General features: G+C 47.5%; 19 protein-coding genes. 2 read left to right on the top strand and 17 right to left on the bottom strand.

The features are described from left to right. Positions 1-51: 51 nt before the first annotated feature. From VP97_RS01360 to VP97_RS01285, 16 genes are all read right to left on the bottom strand, one after another. On the bottom strand, positions 52-1305 hold the full coding sequence (locus tag VP97_RS01360) for a flagellin N-terminal helical domain-containing protein (RefSeq protein WP_050179828.1): 1254 nt from the start codon (positions 1303-1305) through the stop codon (positions 52-54). A 355-nt stretch (positions 1306-1660) separates the two neighbouring features. Continuing rightward, positions 1661-1888: a carbon storage regulator CsrA gene (gene csrA, locus VP97_RS01355; RefSeq protein ID WP_050179826.1), complete on the bottom strand. Its 228-nt coding sequence runs from the start codon at positions 1886-1888 to the stop codon at positions 1661-1663. A 3-nt stretch (positions 1889-1891) separates the two neighbouring features. Next, positions 1892-2326: a flagellar assembly protein FliW gene (gene fliW, locus VP97_RS01350; protein WP_050179824.1), complete on the bottom strand. Its 435-nt coding sequence runs from the start codon at positions 2324-2326 to the stop codon at positions 1892-1894. A gap of 12 nt (positions 2327-2338) precedes the next feature. Then, entirely contained in the window at positions 2339-2899 is a 561-nt protein-coding gene (locus VP97_RS01345; RefSeq protein ID WP_050179822.1) for a DUF6470 family protein, read from the bottom strand. Positions 2900-2914: 15 nt separating this feature from the next. After that, positions 2915-3799: a flagellar hook-associated protein FlgL gene (flgL, locus tag VP97_RS01340; RefSeq protein ID WP_050179821.1), complete on the bottom strand. Its 885-nt coding sequence runs from the start codon at positions 3797-3799 to the stop codon at positions 2915-2917. A gap of 15 nt (positions 3800-3814) precedes the next feature. Next, positions 3815-5494: a flagellar hook-associated protein FlgK gene (gene flgK, locus VP97_RS01335; RefSeq protein WP_050179819.1), complete on the bottom strand. Its 1680-nt coding sequence runs from the start codon at positions 5492-5494 to the stop codon at positions 3815-3817. Between the two features lie 11 nt (positions 5495-5505). Next, the gene (locus tag VP97_RS01330) at positions 5506-5943 is read right to left on the bottom strand and encodes a flagellar protein FlgN (RefSeq protein ID WP_050179817.1); all 438 of its coding nucleotides are present in this window, start codon (positions 5941-5943) and stop codon (positions 5506-5508) included. Between the two features lie 14 nt (positions 5944-5957). Beyond that, on the bottom strand, positions 5958-6395 hold the full coding sequence (locus tag VP97_RS01325) for a YaaR family protein (protein ID WP_050179815.1): 438 nt from the start codon (positions 6393-6395) through the stop codon (positions 5958-5960). A 19-nt stretch (positions 6396-6414) separates the two neighbouring features. Continuing rightward, positions 6415-7227: a flagellin N-terminal helical domain-containing protein gene (locus tag VP97_RS01320; RefSeq protein ID WP_050179813.1), complete on the bottom strand. Its 813-nt coding sequence runs from the start codon at positions 7225-7227 to the stop codon at positions 6415-6417. Between the two features lie 3 nt (positions 7228-7230). Then, entirely contained in the window at positions 7231-7668 is a 438-nt protein-coding gene (fliS, locus tag VP97_RS01315; RefSeq protein ID WP_245629809.1) for a flagellar export chaperone FliS, read from the bottom strand. 43 nt (positions 7669-7711) lie between these two features. Beyond that, complete coding sequence (locus VP97_RS01310; RefSeq protein WP_050179811.1) at positions 7712-7996, bottom strand: EscU/YscU/HrcU family type III secretion system export apparatus switch protein; 285 nt, start codon at positions 7994-7996, stop codon at positions 7712-7714. Further along, positions 7993-10161 (bottom strand): hypothetical protein, encoded by a 2169-nt coding sequence (locus VP97_RS01305; RefSeq protein WP_050179810.1) that lies wholly within the window; start codon positions 10159-10161, stop codon positions 7993-7995. Before VP97_RS01305 ends, VP97_RS01310 begins: the two co-directional genes overlap by 4 nt. 75 nt (positions 10162-10236) lie before the next feature. Continuing rightward, positions 10237-10506 carry a flagellar biosynthesis anti-sigma factor FlgM gene (flgM, locus tag VP97_RS01300; protein ID WP_050179809.1) on the bottom strand — a complete coding sequence of 90 codons (270 nt, stop codon included), beginning with the start codon at positions 10504-10506 and terminating at the stop codon, positions 10237-10239. A gap of 118 nt (positions 10507-10624) precedes the next feature. Further along, positions 10625-11038, bottom strand: coding sequence for a TIGR03826 family flagellar region protein (locus tag VP97_RS01295; protein WP_050179808.1), 414 nt, complete (start codon positions 11036-11038; stop codon positions 10625-10627). Between the two features lie 61 nt (positions 11039-11099). Further along, on the bottom strand, positions 11100-11765 hold the full coding sequence (locus VP97_RS01290) for a ComFC family protein (RefSeq protein ID WP_050179807.1): 666 nt from the start codon (positions 11763-11765) through the stop codon (positions 11100-11102). Beyond that, positions 11762-13066: an ATP-dependent helicase ComFA gene (locus VP97_RS01285; protein WP_050179805.1), complete on the bottom strand. Its 1305-nt coding sequence runs from the start codon at positions 13064-13066 to the stop codon at positions 11762-11764. The genes VP97_RS01290 and VP97_RS01285 overlap by 4 nt, the downstream gene beginning before the upstream one ends. A gap of 147 nt (positions 13067-13213) precedes the next feature. Between VP97_RS01285 and VP97_RS01280 the strand changes: the two genes are divergently transcribed. Next, positions 13214-15508 carry an S-layer homology domain-containing protein gene (locus VP97_RS01280; RefSeq protein WP_050179803.1) on the top strand — a complete coding sequence of 765 codons (2295 nt, stop codon included), beginning with the start codon at positions 13214-13216 and terminating at the stop codon, positions 15506-15508. 48 nt (positions 15509-15556) lie between these two features. Here the strand turns inward: VP97_RS01280 and VP97_RS01275 are convergent, their stop codons facing one another. Then, complete coding sequence (locus tag VP97_RS01275; protein ID WP_050179802.1) at positions 15557-16432, bottom strand: DegV family protein; 876 nt, start codon at positions 16430-16432, stop codon at positions 15557-15559. Between the two features lie 106 nt (positions 16433-16538). On the opposite strand from VP97_RS01275, the gene VP97_RS01270 reads away from it, so the two are divergent. After that, positions 16539-17426 carry a DMT family transporter gene (locus tag VP97_RS01270; protein ID WP_245629808.1) on the top strand — a complete coding sequence of 296 codons (888 nt, stop codon included), beginning with the start codon at positions 16539-16541 and terminating at the stop codon, positions 17424-17426. Positions 17427-18065 lie beyond the last annotated feature (639 nt).

Below are 18065 nucleotides of genomic sequence, written 5' to 3'. Positions count from 1 at the left end.
TCTGACCTTAGGATGATTCCTAAGGTCTTTTTTATGAATCTAGTATTATTATTAACCAAGTAGCTGTAATACGCCTTGTGGTTGTTGGTTTGCTTGAGCCAACATAGCTTGCGCTGCTTGTGACATAATAGAATTTTTCGTTTGGTTCATCATTTCTTTCGCCATGTCTACATCACGAATACGTGATTCAGCGGCAGTTAGGTTTTCAGAAGACGTACCAAGGTTATTAATTGTATGCTCTAGACGGTTTTGAGTTGCCCCTAGTTTTGAGCGTTCAGCTGAAACTTTATCAATTGCTTCTTGAATTTTCGTAACAGCATTTGCTGCACCGGCATGTGTGGATACATCAAGTGCCTTTTCAGCTTTTGTATTATCTGTTCCGTTTGTCACACCATTATCACTAGCAAAGCCTGAGCCTGTTCCAGTAAGGCCAAGAGCGGATGAACGCATATCCGCAATGTCTAAAGTCAAGCTTTGTTTTTCATTTGCACCAATTTGGAATTGAAGTGAAGCCCCTGATTTCACTTCAGCTTTTGCTGCAACAGCTGCTGCTCCAGATGTAACTGTTGAACCAGACAAAGCCGCTGATCCACTTATTGCTAAGGTACTAGCAGTTGTGTTTGTTTTTTGCGTCAGGATAACGTTCGTACCACCACTTACTTTAACATCATATTTAGCACTTAAGGCAGTGTTTCCTGAAATAGCTTCTTTTAATTTAGTAGCATCCGCACCTGATGCACCACCAGAAGCAAATGTTATACTTAAAGCTTCGCCATCAATTGTAATACTTTGAGCACCTGATGCAACGTCACCCACAGCGATTTTAAAGACACCTGTTGTTCCCGATGATCCAGATACTGCAGCTTGCCCACTAGTGGCTACGTCTTTACTGCCATCAAGCAATTTCTGTGTATTGAACTCTGTTGTATTACCAATGCGGTTGATTTCAGAAGTCAATTCATTGATTTCTTTTTGAATTTCACCACGGTCTTTATCTGTGTTTGTATCGTTACCCGCTTGAACAGCAAGTTCACGCATACGTTGTAGAATAGAATGTGTTTCATTTAATGCACCTTCAGCTGTTTGAATCAAGCTGATAGCATCTTGCGAATTACGCGATGCCTGGTCTAAACCACGAACCTGTCCGCGCATTTTTTCAGAAATCGCAAGACCCGCAGCATCATCTCCAGCTTTGTTAATACGAAGACCTGAAGACAATTTTTCCATTGATTTTGCTTGGTTTGCACCAGCAGCACTGAATTTGTTGTACGTGTTGATCGCAGCAATATTATGATTAATAATCATTGATTTTTCCTCCTTGAGTGTGGCTGTTCACATCCGTGTGAACAGTTTTTCTTTTGTTCAGCAATCCGTTCCAGGTCGGCCGCCCTGTTCCTTTTTGCTTACACTAGTATTATCGTCTCCGTGTAGAAATGTTTAATAGATTTTAATTATTTTTTTACCAAATTCGTGAAATAACTAGGTAGACTTTTAGATTATTTTTGGATATTTACTTGTATTAGAAAATAACTGAAATGAAAAAGGAAAGAGTTATTGCTTGTTCAACATCTTTTATGAAAGAGCAAGTCACTTATATTCTTATTGAGGAGGCAATTATTTTTGAATAAATTTATTTCACCAACAAAAAACTCCCATCCATTTATTTCATTGGAGGGAGTTTAAATAATCCAGATAAATCTGTTACACCAGCCGAAGCCGATTTGTTTTCATTACCGATCTGTACATAAATTTCTTTTCGGTGGATGTCGACATGCTTCGGTGCATTGATGCCGAGCTTAACCTGGTCACCGGAAACGGAAACAATGGTAAGTTCGATATCGTCGCCGATCATGAGCGATTCTCCGGGTTTTCTTGTTAACACAAGCATCGGTTACGCCTCCTTTTCCTGAAACAGGTTGTGGCGTGTTTCGTACGGCGTGCCAGTTAAGATGAGCTGGCGGCCGCTGTTTGTTTTTTTGTTGATGACGACCGGTGCCTGCAGGTTAGCGGTCGTTTCCTGGAATGGATCACGTACGGTTAAAATGTTGAAAAGCTTCACGTCTTCTTCTCTTTCAATCGATAGCGCTTCGATCGTCGCATCATCAATTTTCACGTTGTAATCGATAAAAAAGGAAAATGGATCAGTGACAATAAAACTTAAATCTGGTGTGGAAACGGATTGAAGCGCGGAAAACACATCATTGTCCGGGAAAGCGAGCAGAACAAATTTCTTTTCTCCTTCAAAGCCCGGAATACCGTTTGAAAAGGTAAGAATGTCGCTCTGTTCAATGGTTTGTTCACCGTGGTATTTCGTTTGAATCTTCACATAGATCATCCTTTAAATCGTTTTATTCACTGCCTGAAACTGGATGGACGGATACTGATTCATCTGAAAGCTGACTTTGCCTGGCTCATAATTGATAATCGGCTTGTTGGCACGGGTGTTGTTCTCCACCGGCCGGGCCTGGGCGTCAATTTGTACGTCGCCCGGCTGATAATTGGTTTTCACACTGCCAGGAGACGGGATGTACGCAATGCCCAATTCGTGGGTCCGGTTCGAAGCACGGGCCGCCTGCATGGTAATAGCGTTACTGCTTTTATGAATATCCGCAAGTTCGCGCCCTTCTGCTGCACGGCGGCCGGTGCCTTCCAGTGCTTTCTGGCGTCCTTCTGAGGCGGCTTCTTTAATGCGGGTAAAAATATGTTTCAGGTCCATATCGGCCCACGCCTGGGTCTGGTCAATAGTCAGCTTGCCGGGTGTTGTCTGAATATGCACCTCTGCTTTTGGCTGCTTTAAGTCAACGGTTGCGGCCGGCTGTTCAATGGACAAGCGGCCGGGTGAGGAAGAAATACCAAGCTTCGCCGGTGTTGTGCTTATTTGAATGGCCGGGATATTCATACGAAAAACCTCCTATTAGCGGAGAAAGTCCATTAGTGACGGCTGAATGATGCGGGCGCCGACTGAAAGAGCGGCTTTATGAACCGTTTCCTGTACCGTTAAATCGGTGACCACCTGCTCAAAGTCAACGTCTTCATTTTCCGATAAAATCCGAGACGCTATGACCTGCTGTTCGCTGGCTCTTGCTTCTATTAATTCAATCCGGTTAAAACGGGCTCCAATTTTTGCACGGGCCGTTGAGTTATCCGCAAGATGAACATCCAGCTCATCAAGCAATGCGCTCAGGTCAGCGCCTGTTTTGGTGTCGTCTTCGAGAGTATCAATTACTTTTTGCACATCTTCAAATAACCCGGCTGGAAATGCTTCCTGAGCGGTAATATTCACTTGAATATGTACGCCTTTTGATAATTCAAGCTCGACTTTTCCCCCGTTAGCTGAAACGGTGGCACCTGTTTCCGATGCTTCCACCGGCTTTGTTGTTGTCGCCGTACCGTTAAATAAATACTTTTCGCCAAACTTTGTGTTGGCAATTTCAACCAGGTGCTCTTTTAATTGTACCACTTCCGCTTTTGTTGCTTCACGCTGTTCGGCATCGTACGTGTCATTGGACGTTTGCACAACGAGTTCGCGAATCCGGTCCATCGCAAGCTTTGCTTTATCGAGTGCGGAATCTGTATTTTCAACCCAGTTATAAGCTTCATTAAAATTACGCTGAAACTGCTCGACTTCTTCAAGACTCCGGCGATATACAATGCCTTTCATGGCCACAACCGGATCATCTGACGGTTTGGTAATTTTCTTTTGTGTCGCTACCTGTGTATTTAACTTGTCCAGCCGAGATAAACTGGACGTTAAATTGTTCATCATATTAGATGACAGCATCGATTGCGTTACACGCATTTTTTTCACTCCTTATTAGCGGCCGGCCACACCCATGCCGTTAATGATTTTATCGAGCATTTCATCCATAACGGTGATCATACGTGCCGCACCGTTATACGCATGCTGAAACTTAATTAAATTGGTCATTTCTTCGTCCAGAGAAACAGAAGAAACAGACTCGCGGTTTGTCACGACTGATGAACGCAATACCTCTACATTGCTTTCCATTCGGGATGCCTGCTGGGAATCAACGCCGAGACGGCCAATGACGCCTTCGTAAAACGAATTCAATGATCCTGTTTTAATAGGCAGGTCTGCAGGAACTGTGTGGGCTTGCTCTGTTCCTAATAGGTCGACCGTCTGCCCCGGTATTAAAAGCATCGCACCAATATTCGACAGGTTCAATGCATTGTTCCCATCGCCAATGTTGACGACGGCTCCATCCGGACCAACCGCAGATGCTGCAATCTGCTTCGTCGTAATCCCTGTCAGGCTAAGGGAGCTTGCCGCACCTGTGTAAACGGGCTGTCCATCTGCAGCCGCTTCGGTTGCGAACACTTCTTTTCCTGGATTGCCCTCCGCATCAAAACCAAGCTTATGAACATCGTTTACAAGCGTTTTAAACGTATAGGCGAATTTATCAAGCTCATCAATCATATTTTGATAGATACCAACCGTTGCTTCTTCTGTTGTTCCGTCTCCATTTGTATCCTTCATTCCTTTATAGCCGTAAGCTTCAATCAGCCCTTTGATTTCACCGTTTGGAAATGTGGCTGTACCGTTTACATCCGCAAAAGGAATTCCCGTTCCGGCTCCTGCTGCCTGGCCTGCCTTGTTGTGCTCGATCAAATAAAAGCTGTCCACCCGGTTGCTGTTTGCTGGAACAGACGTATCAACTGACGATTGGCTAAAGCTTAAAAGAGCGTAAGAATCTTTGTCGAGCAAGTTTGTTTTCGTGCCGTCCGCATGTAAAATGCTGACCGTATAAACACCTTCTGCAATCGGCAGTGCGTTTCCGCCGCTTGGCTCTGCTGAAGTTGTCACATTTACATATTGGGATAATTCATCAACGAGCCGATCGCGTTCATCGTATAAGTCATTCGGTAAATACCCGTTCGGTTCTATCTCGCTAATTTGCTGATTAATCGCAAATAGCTTTTCAATAACCGAATTGGCTGCACTAACGGTTACACCCGCCTGGTTACCGAAATCCTTTTTCACCGCTTGCAGAGAGTCTGACATGTAGTTGAATGTGTCTGCGGCCGCTTGAAGACGCTCCAATACAACACCACGCGCCCCTTCGTTTTCCGAAGCGCCGGCCAGATCCTGAAATGACTTCCACAGTTCCGTCATTGTCGCCGCCAGTCCTTCTGTTGTTGGCTCGTTGACAATATCCTCTACTTTCGTAAGTGCATCGGCACGTGCGCTCCAGTAGCCAAGCTTTGTGTTTTCATTGCGATACTGCACATCCAGAAAGCCCTCGCGAATCCGCTGAACCGATCCGGCTTCGACCCCTGTTCCCATCTGTCCTGGAATATTCGGTCGGTTTAATCCGACAGCCGGATAAGGAGTTGTGGTTTCAAAGTTTACGCGCTGGCGCGAGTAGCCCGGCGTGTTGGCGTTGGAAATGTTATGCCCCGTTGTATAAAGAGCGCTTTGCTGTGTAAACATACCGCGTTTTGCGGTTTCGAGCCCCATAAAAGTTGATGTCATCGTTTTCTCTCCTATGCTTTCGAATCAAATATCGGTCCGGATGACGGCCCGTCCCCATCGCCCTCTGGCGCATAATTTCCTGCGTCCTGCGGGGCGAGTAAATCCAGCTGCAGGTGAACGAATTGAAGCGACTGGTCCAATAGCTCTGCATTTAAGTCGTTAGCAGCCCTCAAATCCGCCAGTACCGCCATCAGCTCATCACGAAGCGCAAAGACCCGGCTCTGTTCCTCTTCTGAAAGCTGCGGCAGCTGTTCCATGACCGTGCCTTCTGATCTGGCGTTACGCTGCTTTTCCAAAATGGTTACGGCACTCACATGCTTTTGTTCATCTCGGACAATCCGGTTCAATTCGTCCATCTTGTTTTCTTTAATCGCGGCTCTTTTTGCATAAGCCAGCCCAAGCAGGCTTTTATGAAGCGCCAGCTGTTTTTCGAGCGTTTCGATGAGCATGACGCTCCCCCTTTTTATGTGTAAATGTTAACGAGCAGGCCCCGAATTTCGCCGACCTTGCTCAAAATATCAAGCTGTGATTTTTCTTTGTTGATTACATCATTGGCAAGCTGCGTCAGGCGGCTGTCCACTTCTTTCACAATCTTATATACCTTTGTGCGGCCGCGACGGTTAAAGCCTCGCTGTTCTTCCAGCTGAAGACCGCTGTTTACGGCTTCCTCCATAAATTCCTTGACCATTTTTTTGTACTTGCGCAGGTCGTCAATGGTCCGGTGCTCGGCAAGCTTTTCGCCCTGCACTTCTATTTCCTTCATCATGCCGTTCATTTTTTCAAGTGCGGCGTTTTGACGCTTGTTTGCGATCACGTCCGTGAACGTCACGGATGCTTTCGCGGTTTCTTCTTTTCGTTCGGTCCGGGACGCGGAAACTCTATTTACGCGCTGGATTTCCATTCGTATTCACTCCGTTTAATTATTGAAGAAGCTGCAGAACGCCCTGCGGAAGCTGATTCGCCTGTGCGAGCATCGCCTGTCCTGCCTGGTTCAAAATGTTGTTTCTCGTAAACTGGGTCATTTCCTCTGCCATGTCCAGGTCGCGGATACGTGATTCAGCCGCTGTCAGATTTTCATTGGCTGTCTGCAGGTTTGTGATTGTATGCTCCAGGCGGTTTTGTACGGCCCCAAGCTTGCTGCGCTGCTCAGATACTTTTGAAATCGCTGCATCAATGGTTGAAATTGCTGATGATGCATTTGAAAGCATATCCAGGCTGTTTACACCTAAATCTGTGGCACCCATTCCAGCAATCTCAATTTTTAACATTTGTTCTGTGTTGGCGCCAATTTGAAAAGCAAGACCGCCAGCTGGAATGCTTCCATCCAGTAATTTTTTTTCATTGAATTCCGTTTCGTTTGCAATACGGTCAATTTCTTCTGTTAGCGCATCGATCTCGTCCTGGATCGCCTGCTTATCTGTAGTCTCAAGTGTTTCATTCGCAGACTGAACCGATAATTCACGCATCCGCTGCAGGATATCATGCGTAGAAGCAAGCGCTCCTTCCGCCGTTTGAATTAGCGAGATCGCATCGAGTGAATTACGCTCCGCCATATCCAGGCCACGCACCTGCGAGCGCATTTTTTCCGAAATCGCAAGGCCGGCTGCATCGTCCGCTGCCCGGTTAATGCGAAGGCCGGATGACAATTTTTCAAGGCTTTTAGATGTAGCGTTGTTTGTATTTCCCAGGTTGCGGTAGGCATTTAATGCTTGAATGTTATGGTTAATTCTCATCGATTAGTTCCCCGTTTCAATCGTATTTGCCGGTCTGGCTTCGACAAAAATGTTTTGTTCATAGGCGTTTCTTTTACGTGCCGCTGGCTTTGCCGGTGCCGTTTTCAGCGCTTCATTCCATGCATCGGCAATCGTTTCGAAAAGCTGGCGTGCCTGTTGAAGCCGTTTTGCATCTTTATAAATGTTCGCCTGCACAACGGCATCAGCAATAAAGTTATATACGTGATCAAGCTGGTCAGCGATAATGCCGGCTTCATAGTTAAGGCCGGCGCCGAGCCGCTCGGTAATATCGTTAATTTTCTGCATGGCTCTGTTGGCTTCTGCATACTTTTTTTCTTTCAAAAAAGCGATCGCCTGGTCAAAGTGTGTCAGTCCTGCTTCATATAAAAGGGATGTAATTTGCTGTGGGGTTTTTTGATAAATCATTTCTTTTGTGATCACATTTGTCACCTCACTTGTGTGTATCGGCAATATTTGCCGGATTTTAATACGCAGATTCCATTTCTTCGATTAAAATCAGCATTTCGGCAATAACCGAGTACAGCTGAGGCGGAATCGAATCTCCAAGGTCAATATCGATCAGCTCTGATAGAAGCGAGGAGTCCTGCTCCATCGGAATGCCGTGCTGGCCGGCCAGCTCTAAAATTTTTGCGGCAAGAGCACCTTTTCCCTGCGCTACGACCGTTGGTGCACTGCCCTCCTCGTAACGAATAACGGCAGCAGACGGTCCGTTCACTTTCCGTCGTTTGATCTGGTTGTAATAACTCATATTGTAAAATCAAATCCTTTCGAAGAAGAAGCTGCGGCAGCTGTTTGCACCGCTGGCCCGCCTTCTGCTTTCTGGGCAAATGCGCCGAATTGAACCGCTCCGACGCGGTAGCCGATATCAGAAAGACGGTTTTTCAGCACCGCAGCGAGCGGTGCCATCCTTTGCTCAAAGCCCTCCTGGTCGTTCTGTACTTTCAGGGAAAGATTTCGGTCGGCGGCTGTAATCGTCATCCCGACCGCGCCAAGCTTTTTCGTTTCAAATAAGAAATGCAGGGAACAGTTTTCCCAGTCTACCTGCTGGCCGCCGTTTTTTGAACGGATAAAGACATTTACGTTATCTGCCTGGCCGCCAAGTAGAAACGGCAGTGACATCATCATCGACTGCAGCCCGTTCTCCGGCTTGCTTAACAGCTGCTGGCCGGTTAAGTTTGTGGCCGCTTGATCACTGTTCATCGTAGCAAGCAGTGCCTGTTTCACCGCATTTGGCACCTCTGCTTTTCCTTTTAAAAGCGCAGTGGATTGCTCATGCTCATAGTTATAGCCTGCAGCCCGCACAAGCTCAAAAGCGTTACGGGCACCCGGTGTGTCATTCAAACCGGCCATTGCACCGGCTAATTGACGCTGCGGCGTTTCGGCCGCCTCCTGCGCAGCCATATGAATCACCCGGGCGTCTGATGGCTTAAAGGTGACTTTATCGATCAGCATCTTTACATCCGACACGATCCGGGCAGCGGCCTGTGTGTCGCCTTTTGCCAGCAGCTTGCGTGCATCCGCCAGCTGCTGCGAGGCCTGCATTAAATCTTTTTCGGTTTTCATATCGGTATAAAGCATAAAATTACCCTTTAAAATAGCGTTATCCAGCGTTTTAATCGCTGTTTCCACGACCGGCTTCGCCTGCTGCGGTGTTTTCGCCAGCAGTTCAGCCGTTTGGAGGTTGCGCATAATGTCTCGCTTAAATTGCTTGAAATCAATCGCCGACTGCGACATTTTTTCGGTAATGGTTGTCATGACTACGGTTTTCGAAGCTGGCGGTACATGGGCGAATAAATCAGCTGGCAGACTGGCTGCTTCTTCCATAGAAGCTGATGCGATGTGCGGTTCGATGCCCTTCATCAGCTCACTGCGGGCAGCAAGCTCTTTTCCTGATGCAGCCAATGCTTCTGCCCGCTGGACTGTATCGGTTAATTCCGGCAGGGTGTCCCTTACAAAAGAAGCAACCCGCTCAAAAGATGGTTCTTTTTGAATCATGATGGCTGCCCTTTGCGGCAGTGACGGCTCTGTGTCTTCTGTTTCCGGGAGAATAATCCCCGATGGCTGAAGTGCACCCGCTGTCCGCTCCTTTGCCATGTCTGCGAGCTGCAGGGCTTCTGCGACTGGTTTCAAGACAGCGGTACGATCACCAGTAAATGATGTACGCAGCGCCTGAACGATTTCCTGCAGAGAGCCATTTTGAGCAAGCTTTTGGGCAAGCGACTGCAGCATTGGATCGGACGGCTGCTGCTTTAACAAAAGAGTAATGGCTTCTCCCAGCTTTTGCTTCGCTGCGTGATGGATCATTTCCGCCTGTATGGCGCCTGCGCGTTCGATCAGCTTCACCGCCGGGATGTTTTGCTCCGCCGCTAACTTTTTTAATGCCTGCGCCAGCTCGGCAGGTGAGCCAGATTGCTTGATCAGAGCGTCGATTTGCTTGACGACCTGATCAGGAAGCGGTGATGACTTGATCGCCGCAACGGCTTCCTGCGTACGTCCAAGCTGCAGCGCTTTATCAATTGCCGCGCGTATATTTTCCGGAAATTCAATGCCCGACTGTGTCAGCCATTCGGCTGCCTGCTTGCCAAACGGCGTACCCGTCAGTGCGGCATGAACCGCTTTAAGCGATGCTTCAGACGGCATGATTCCTTTGTCCGCTAACGCTTTTACCGTCGTAAGCTTGTCCGCTTCAGTGCCCGGTGCTGTTTCCATAAATGTTTTCACCGCCTGCGCGGCTTCCCTTGTGAGCGTAACTCCTTTTTCGGAGAACACCGCCAGTTCTGCAGGCTGCTTTTCAGCACCCGGTGCAGAAGCAGTAGTAACGTTATTTGATGCGAGCGGCGCTTTCGTTTCCCCTTGAACGGCAGCGGGCGCTGTTTGACCTGGTGCGGGTGCCAGTTGTGGCTGAATTTTCATCAGTCGGTCTCCTTTCCGTGTTCTTGACATAAAGAAAGACCGCCCAACAATATCTTGTGGGCGATCCGGTGACAGTTACAGTTTTCCGTAAAAGTCGAGCATGGCTTTGGCGGTTGCATCAGCATCCGGCTTGTACGTGCCATCCGCGATCTTTTCCTTCAGAAGCGCGATCTTTTCGCGGCGTTCAGCTAATATTCTGGATGAGTCTTGCATCTCTTTGGCGGCGCTTGAAATCTCAAGCTTATCGCCGGCTGCCGGGCTGGCCGCTTTGGCCGCGTCTGCTTTTTTCAGCTGCTTCTGATACGGATTGATTCCATTTACTCCAGGTGTATGGTTAATTTTCATCTCCGTATCCTCGCTTTCTTTTTTGTTCTTGTGCTTATTATATCGTCAGGACGGTAGAAATGTTTAGTAAGGAATTTGACGTAATTTTCATAAGAAAAAAACCCATCAAAAGACGGGTTTAGTCGAAGCGCTTGCCCAAATACGTTTTCTGATTGTTTTCCTGGCGATCGCCTGCGAATTGCTGCTCGCGGTCATGCTGCTTTAAGTCAGATTCAATTTCCGTTATACACCTGCTGCACAGCTTTCCCCGCTGAATAATCGCGCCGCAGCGGTCGCATGGGTAGCCGAGGTTTGGAAACTGGGCTGCCTGGAGGCGTCCTTTTTTCACCCATTTATAAACCATTTCTTCTGTTGCACCGGTTACTTCAACAATGCGCTCCATTGTAGCGGCGCGGTTTTCTCTTTTTCTTAAAAATGTATAGGCAGCTTGATAAAGCTCTTCTTCTGAGCGGAAACATTTTGGACATACATCACGAAAGGCATTTTTTGCATACAATGCACCGCAGCGCGGGCAGTCAACTACGTCATTCATCCCAGTCACCTCATATGTTGTCATTCATTTGCTTTTATTTTCAGCGCAGATAGGTCAAATGTCAAGAACCGCTTCGGGCAATTGTAATACTTTTGACCGATACAGCACCCGCTTGTTCGAGCGCCCTGGAAACTAACCGCATCGTCGCACCGGTTGTGTAAATATCGTCAATCACAAGAACCGATTTACCCGAGGCATCTCCGACCGGATAAAAGGTCTGCCTCGCCGTTACCCGCTCAGCGCGTGATTTTTTCGACTGCTTGTTCGACTCACGCCGTGCCAGAAGGAGCGTTTTTTGCAGCCCGGCCGGCTCAATAAGCGCCTCGGATTGATTAAATCGCCGCTCAGCAAGTCGTGAAACAGAAAGCGGCACCGGACAGACCAGATCACATTTCATTTCTCTGGCTGCGCGCCGGATATCCTGTGCAAACAAGTCTGCCAGCACATAATCCCCTCGATATTTAAACCTAGCGATCAAGTCCTGCATAACATCATTGTAGTGATAAAAAGAGTGATTCGAATGAAAAATACTTTTATCCCATGCCGCACAATCAGTGCATATTCCGGTTTCTTTCATGCTTCTCGAGCAGATTTCACAGGAAGGGCCGGTTAGTTTTTGCAATCCTTTGGAGCAGTTTTCGCAAAGCAGCGGCGGCTTCACACCGAAAAAAGCGGCCCATGACTGAATCTCTGTTTCACCGTCGCACAGCAGGCACCTCCGCCTCAATCAAGCAGCCCCCTTTCTTCTCCAAGCCTGTTCATTTGTTGAATTTGCTTGACCGCCCGCACCATGGCATTTGTTTTTCCATAGTGAAAAAAGGTTACTTTTCCGGTTGGACAGTCCGCGCTTCGTCCGGCGCGTCCGGCTATTTGCACAAGGGCACTTTCGGTAAAAATTCGATCCTCTGACCCGACTACCGCTACATCCACGCCAGGGAATGTGACACCCCGTTCTAAAATGGTCGTTGTCAGTAAAATCCGTACTTCCCCTCTGCGCATGGCTTCCACTTTTTCTTTTCGAAGCGGGTCCTGTGCATGAACACTTTCTACGCGTGAATCGATTTTTTGAAAAAGAGGAAGAGCTTTGTCCATCGTTTCGATATGCGGATAAAACACGAGCGCTTTGTTTTTGTCCTTCAGCCAATCCAAAATCGCTGCTGGCACAAGAGACTTTTTCCAGTTTCCACACCACTTTGTCTCCGGCACAGGCAGCGGATGGCGGTGATAGCGGGCTGGAATTAGGGTGGCTTCCCGCTTTCCATACTGAATATCCTCCTGCCAGGCAGGCTCGGGCGTTGCGGTTAAATAAATGAGGGAGGATTCTTTTTTACGCGCTTTTTGAACAGCAAATTGAAGAGAGGCATCAAAGGTGTACGGGAAAGCATCAACTTCATCTACGATCATGACGTCAAATGCTTCGTAAAAGCGCAGGAGCTGGTGGGTAGTGGAAATGACGAGCGGGCTGTAGGTGTTTCGGTCCGGGCTGCCGCCGTACAGGGCGACGGGCGGTGTATCGGGAAAAACGCTTTGAAGGCGCGGGGCCAGCTCCCGCACTACATCTGCTCTCGGAGCCGCAATGCAGACACGTTTTCCCTGCTGCAGCGCTTCTGAGATTCCCCGGAACAGTACTTCTGTTTTACCAGCGCCTGCCACTGCCCAGACGGTATGCTCCTGCCCGTTATGGATAGCCCTCCGGACGTTTTCGGAAGCCGCCTGCTGCCCGTCTGACAGTGTGCCGGACCAATGCAGCGTTCCGGCTCCTTCTGGATGCGCTGGATGGGGACCAAGCCAGCGGTAAAGCGTTGTACACGATGAGACTTTTCCCATTTGAATACAGTTCCGACAGTACGGACAGCTGGTGCCGCAGCGGGTACAGGGATGAGAAGCAAAGTTGGTGGTATTTCCACAGCGATGGCATAGCAATGGATAGGAAAGGCCGGGGCGTGTGGCGAGAAGGTTTACATCGGAGAGAACGGGAATTTCTTCATCAATTAATTCACGTCCTGCAAAAAAAGAGGAGGGATTCATTTGTCACGTCCTTTCGCTTTTAGTATACATGTGTTGGATAAATATTACAAACGTCATCATACTGTCACTGTAATTTAACATTGGCGTATTTTAGGGGTATGTTATACTTTTCTTTGTAACATTGAAACAAAAAAGAAAGGGGATTTTATGCGAAAAATTGGAGGAAGCCTGACGGCACTTTTACTCATACTCGCTTTTGCGCTAAATGTGTCCGCACAGAGCTTCAACGATATTTCAAGCCACTGGGCAAAGCCGCAAATCGAAGAGCTTGTCGAAAAAGGAGTAATCCAGGGCTACCCGGATGGAAGCTTCCGGCCGAATGCAAGCGTGACGAGAGGTCAATTTGTTGCTTATCTGGCCCGTGCGCTCGACCTGCCTGCCGGTGATTCTGTTTTTACAGATGTGCCTTCTGGAAGTACTCTGTATCCTGAAATTGCTGCTGCGAAAAAAGCCGGTATCGTTTTAGGAACGACGGATGGAAAGCTGCTTCCCAATCAATCTGTTACCCGTGCCGATGTAGCGGCAATGCTTGATCGGGCTATGCAGTATGAAGGGGACTATATGGACCGTTCACCGCTGACATTTAAGGATGCAAAGGATATCGGTTCCTACGCTTATGCGGCAGTGGAACGAATGACCTATTACGGTGTGATTCAGGGAACAAAGGACAACTTATTCCTGCCGAAAAAAACGGCGACGCGCGGCGAATCAGCTGTGTTCATTTCACGGATGCTTGCAAAGCTTGATGACGCTGGCGGCGACAAAGAGCCAATAGACATTCCAGAGCCGGCTGACAACCAGGAAGTCATCATCCCGGTCAACGATTCTCAATATGTAAAGGTGCGTATGAATTCACGCGGCGTACCGCTGGAATATGATCGCCAGGAAACAGACAAGCATATTGAATCAACAGACTATCATTACTACTATCATATGGGTAACGCAAATAAACCACTTGGTTCTTTGCGGGTTACGCTGCGCAAGCTGACAAACGGTGACACATTCGTGTTCACAAAATTTACCCATAACGCGGACAATACATATTCCGCTACCGTTTCTCTTCCTTTTTCACAGGCTGATAACTACTCACTGGCTAAATACAGTGATCAAGGAACAGTCGTCCGTGAACATCATGATGTATTCGGTATTGATGAAACAAGCCACCCAATTGGCGTGCTATCTGCCAAAAAAGGCTCTGCTGTAACAGGTGAAGTCATGATGGGAAAAAATTATGTTGCCGTTTCAAAACAGCAGAATTATTCAGATGGCACCGTTTCCCGTCTTCGCGTGCTTGATAAGGAATATGGCGACTACGATATTCAGCAGTCGGAGAACACTGTAACAGCTAATATGAATATGACGGTAAAAGGCAACGCCATTTCGGATTCCTGGGCGCTTGTATCGGACAAGCCTTTGTTCCAGAGCTCGTCTACACGAGACGAATGGTTTAAACGTACAATTACAGATTATATCTCTATCAATAACTGGCTGACAGCCGACGGTGCCTACACAAAGCTGCCCTGGTCGATTGAACCAGGCTACCAAATGGGCTACGGTCGCAGTATTAACCGTATGCAGGCAGGTATTTATTTAACGGCTTATCAAGAACATAGCGATCGTTACTTGTATGACCTTGTACTGAATGGAGTAGCGGATCTCGACGTATTCACGGGCGGTGAAGTAACGAAAGGAACCCAGCCGCTTTTTTATACCGAGTATACAAGCACCTGGCTGAAAAATGCATGGGGTACAACAGCGCCGTATGTGGATACGCGCTTAAATGAAAATGCCGCCATGTTTTTGAAAAACACGGGGGAAGCGCTTGGCATTGAATCGTTAAAAGATGACAACTTAACGTATGCCAACTTCCTTGTGAATCAAAAATCACTCGGCAATATCATTCCAATCACTTCATCAAGCTATATGATTTCGGATTACTACAAATCCGGTTCCAGGCAAACCCATTCGTCACTTAATCACGCGCTCGGCGGCATGCGTTTCTTGATCGTTGCGTATGAGCAGACAGGTGATGAAAAGTACTTGAAACCGATGCGTGAATTCAAAGCGGGTATTGAAAACCTTTATCCAAAATGGATTCGAACAGACAGTGGCCGTAAAGGTGACTTCTGGTATCAGGTCAACCCGGACTTAACATTTGCCGGCAATGATTATGAGCTGCTGACTCTTTTAGATCTTCTGTTGAATCAAGAAGCGCTAGAGAGGATTGGCATGCAGCGAAGCTCTGTTTTTGATCAGATGATCCGTTCGAAAACAACGTATCTAGTCGAAAACAACCGTCCATTTAACAATGAGATACTCAAGAAGCTGAATGAACAAGGCTTCGGTAACTTAATCAGCGGTACGAAGGCAGCAAGCACAGACCAAATTGATCCAGTAGAACTGCAAATGATCAATGATGTGCTGAACTCTGTTCCAAAATAAAAAAGGCGCTCCAGCTTCGGGCTGGAACGCTTTTTTTCGTTTTGTGATTCAATCTATTAACCGATCACCATTACCTGGAGGGTTTTTTTTCGTCCAGCCCATAGCAAGAGCGCCTTCACCTAAATGCGTGGCAATAACTGGGCCAAAGCTCGAAATGCCGATTTCTGCATTCGGGAACCGCTTTTTCAATTCAGCCATCCAGCTGCGGGCTTCGTCTTCCCGGTTGGCATGAATAACAGATGCGATAAGTTTGTCGCCATCCTTATAATCTTCTTCAAACAAATCACCTATACGCTTAAGTGCTTTTTTGCTTGTCCGGATTTTTTCAAAAGGTGCAAGCCGCTTGTCTTCCACATGCAAAATCGGCTTTACCTGCAGCAGGCCGCCAATCAGCGCCTGTGCGCCGCTTAAACGCCCGCCCCTTTTTAAATGATTTAAATCGTCCACCATAAAGTACGCTTTTGTCCATCTTTTCATTTCGGTCAGTTCAGCTAAAATCTCATCCGGCATTTTTCCTTCTTTGACCATCTCTGCTGCGCGGAGAACGTAAAAAGCCTGCGGTGCGCAGCTGATTTCGGAATCAAATGAATACACATCCAGTTCCTCTACCATATCAGCGGCCGTTTTGGATGACTGATACGTGCCGCTCAGCTCACTCGATAAATAAATGCCAATGACAGCGTCATATTCTTGAGCAATCTGCTCATATAGTTCAACAAAGTGGCCAATAACCGGCTGAGATGTGGTAGGCAGCTTGCCCCCTTCATTCACTTTTTCATAAAACTCCTTCATCGTGATATCCAGCTCTTCACGATATGCATCCTCACCAAAAATAACACTGAGCGGAATCATAAAAATATTTAATTCATCGCGCAGCGCTTTTGGAAGGTAAGCGGTGCTGTCGGTCAAAATGGCCGTCTTCATCTGCTTGTACCTGCCTTCTTTGTTTTTTCATATCTCTTACATTTTAGACCAATAAAGGTTGTTTTGCACCCTTTTTCCGGTAAGATAAGTGGCAGGAGGGATAATTGTGAAAGCTGTATGGTTTGTTTTAACAGGCGCTTCCCTGTGGGGAATGATTGGGTTGTTTGTGCAGGGTCTTTATGGGACAGGCTTTTCACCTATCGATGTAGTGGCCTTGCGGACGCTTGGCTCTGCTCTTGTCCTGTTTGTTTTTTTACTCGTTTTCAAACGGCACCTGCTCCGAATCCGTCTGCGGGACGGCTTCGTTTTTGCAGGCTGCGGCATCATCAGCCTGGCTCTGTTTAATTTATGTTTTTTTACGGTTATCGAGCGCTCGTCCAATTCACTGGCCGTTGTCCTGCTGTATACGGGACCGGTTTTTGTTGTACTGCTGTCGCGTTTGTTTTTTAAAGAGCCACTTACCGGAGGAAAAATCACGGCTCTCCTCTTTACGGTCATCGGCTGTTCGCTTGCAGTTGGGCTCGTGCCATCCGGTGAAGCCGATATGAAGACGTCAACGATTTTCATTGGACTGCTGTCAGGATTTTTTTATGCTTTGTATTCGATTTTCGGCAAGTTTGTTGTTCACCGCTACCATTCGGTAACGATTACAGCCTATGCGATGCTGATGGCTGCTGTTTTTATCGTGCCGATGTCGAGCCTGTTCCAAAAAACAGAACAACTAATGAAGCTCAGTGCACTCTGGAATGTGTTCGGATTAGTTGTCCTATCAACAGTTTTTGCTTACATATTCTACACAGCCGGTTTAGCCAAAATGGAGTCAGGCCGGGCAGCTATCCTGGCCACAGCTGAACCGGTTGTAGCTATCTTCATCGGCCTGCTGATTTTTGGAGACCGGTTAACAGGCTGGCAGGCAGCTGGCATTCTTTGTATCCTGGCCGCCGTTCTGTTTACCATTGAACGGCGCCCTGCAAAAATCCCTGCTTCTTCTTGAAGGAGGGATTTTCTTAGTTTTGAAAAACAAAGAGGTTAAGAAGACATTCGTTTTTTCAAAAAGTGTATATGACGTGTTTCTTTCTTAGCTTGCCAGAAAGCCTCTTCTTTTGGAAAAAAGCGTCAGTGGGCTGCGGACTGACGGCTTCGCTTTTCTGCGGGGCGAACGATGAACCAGTCATCGCTACGCGCTGCTTGTTTCATCCTGTCCGCTCGTCCCGCGGAAGTCTGCGCCGGCAGCCCTCCGCCCGTTGTGCTTCTGAAAAACAGAGAGGCTGAAGGAATTTTTCTGTTCTTTCCAGCAAAGAAAGGAAAACACCCTAAGTTTCACTGGCTTCCTTTCCTCCCCACAAAAGCGGCAGGCGCGGGGCGGAGACTCCTAAGGGACTAGCGGGACAGGTGAGATCGGCTTTGCCGCGAAGCGGTGAAGACGAGCTCACCGCCTGCCCCTTGGAAAGCGGAGTCCCGCGAATGCCGCTTCTTCTATGCTTCGACTAAGAACGATCACTACAAATATAGATTTTGAGGATGAGGTAGTTGGACAACATTCTATTTCAACAGAATGAAAACCCCTGCTTCTTCCCGAAGCAGGGATTTTACGTTTTATCATCTCTTTTATTGGACTAGTGAGCCGTCAAAC

Source organism: Domibacillus robiginosus (assembly GCF_000966195.1).
Taxonomy (GTDB): Bacteria; Bacillota; Bacilli; order Bacillales; family Domibacillaceae; genus Domibacillus; species Domibacillus robiginosus.
The sequence above is the reverse complement of the archived record's forward strand: the minus strand, read 5'-3'. Positions and strand labels throughout refer to the sequence as shown.

What these genes read in the sequence shown, in the direction of transcription:
- VP97_RS01275 (WP_050179802.1), bottom strand. Translation starts at nt 16,432, where the DNA reads ATGAAGACGGCCATTTTGACCGACAGCACCGCTTACCTTCCAAAAGCG.
- VP97_RS01310 (WP_050179811.1), bottom strand. Translation starts at nt 7,996, where the DNA reads ATGAGTTATTACAACCAGATCAAACGACGGAAAGTGAACGGACCGTCT.
- flgL (WP_050179821.1), bottom strand. Translation starts at nt 3,799, where the DNA reads ATGCGTGTAACGCAATCGATGCTGTCATCTAATATGATGAACAATTTA.
- VP97_RS01325 (WP_050179815.1), bottom strand. Translation starts at nt 6,395, where the DNA reads ATGGAAATCCAGCGCGTAAATAGAGTTTCCGCGTCCCGGACCGAACGA.
- VP97_RS01295 (WP_050179808.1), bottom strand. Translation starts at nt 11,038, where the DNA reads ATGAATGACGTAGTTGACTGCCCGCGCTGCGGTGCATTGTATGCAAAA.
- VP97_RS01360 (WP_050179828.1), bottom strand. Translation starts at nt 1,305, where the DNA reads ATGATTATTAATCATAATATTGCTGCGATCAACACGTACAACAAATTC.
- csrA (WP_050179826.1), bottom strand. Translation starts at nt 1,888, where the DNA reads ATGCTTGTGTTAACAAGAAAACCCGGAGAATCGCTCATGATCGGCGAC.
- VP97_RS01345 (WP_050179822.1), bottom strand. Translation starts at nt 2,899, where the DNA reads ATGAATATCCCGGCCATTCAAATAAGCACAACACCGGCGAAGCTTGGT.
- VP97_RS01280 (WP_050179803.1), top strand. Translation starts at nt 13,214, where the DNA reads ATGCGAAAAATTGGAGGAAGCCTGACGGCACTTTTACTCATACTCGCT.
- flgM (WP_050179809.1), bottom strand. Translation starts at nt 10,506, where the DNA reads ATGAAAATTAACCATACACCTGGAGTAAATGGAATCAATCCGTATCAG.
- VP97_RS01305 (WP_050179810.1), bottom strand. Translation starts at nt 10,161, where the DNA reads ATGAAAATTCAGCCACAACTGGCACCCGCACCAGGTCAAACAGCGCCC.
- VP97_RS01330 (WP_050179817.1), bottom strand. Translation starts at nt 5,943, where the DNA reads ATGCTCATCGAAACGCTCGAAAAACAGCTGGCGCTTCATAAAAGCCTG.
- VP97_RS01320 (WP_050179813.1), bottom strand. Translation starts at nt 7,227, where the DNA reads ATGAGAATTAACCATAACATTCAAGCATTAAATGCCTACCGCAACCTG.
- VP97_RS01285 (WP_050179805.1), bottom strand. Translation starts at nt 13,066, where the DNA reads ATGAATCCCTCCTCTTTTTTTGCAGGACGTGAATTAATTGATGAAGAA.
- flgK (WP_050179819.1), bottom strand. Translation starts at nt 5,494, where the DNA reads ATGACATCAACTTTTATGGGGCTCGAAACCGCAAAACGCGGTATGTTT.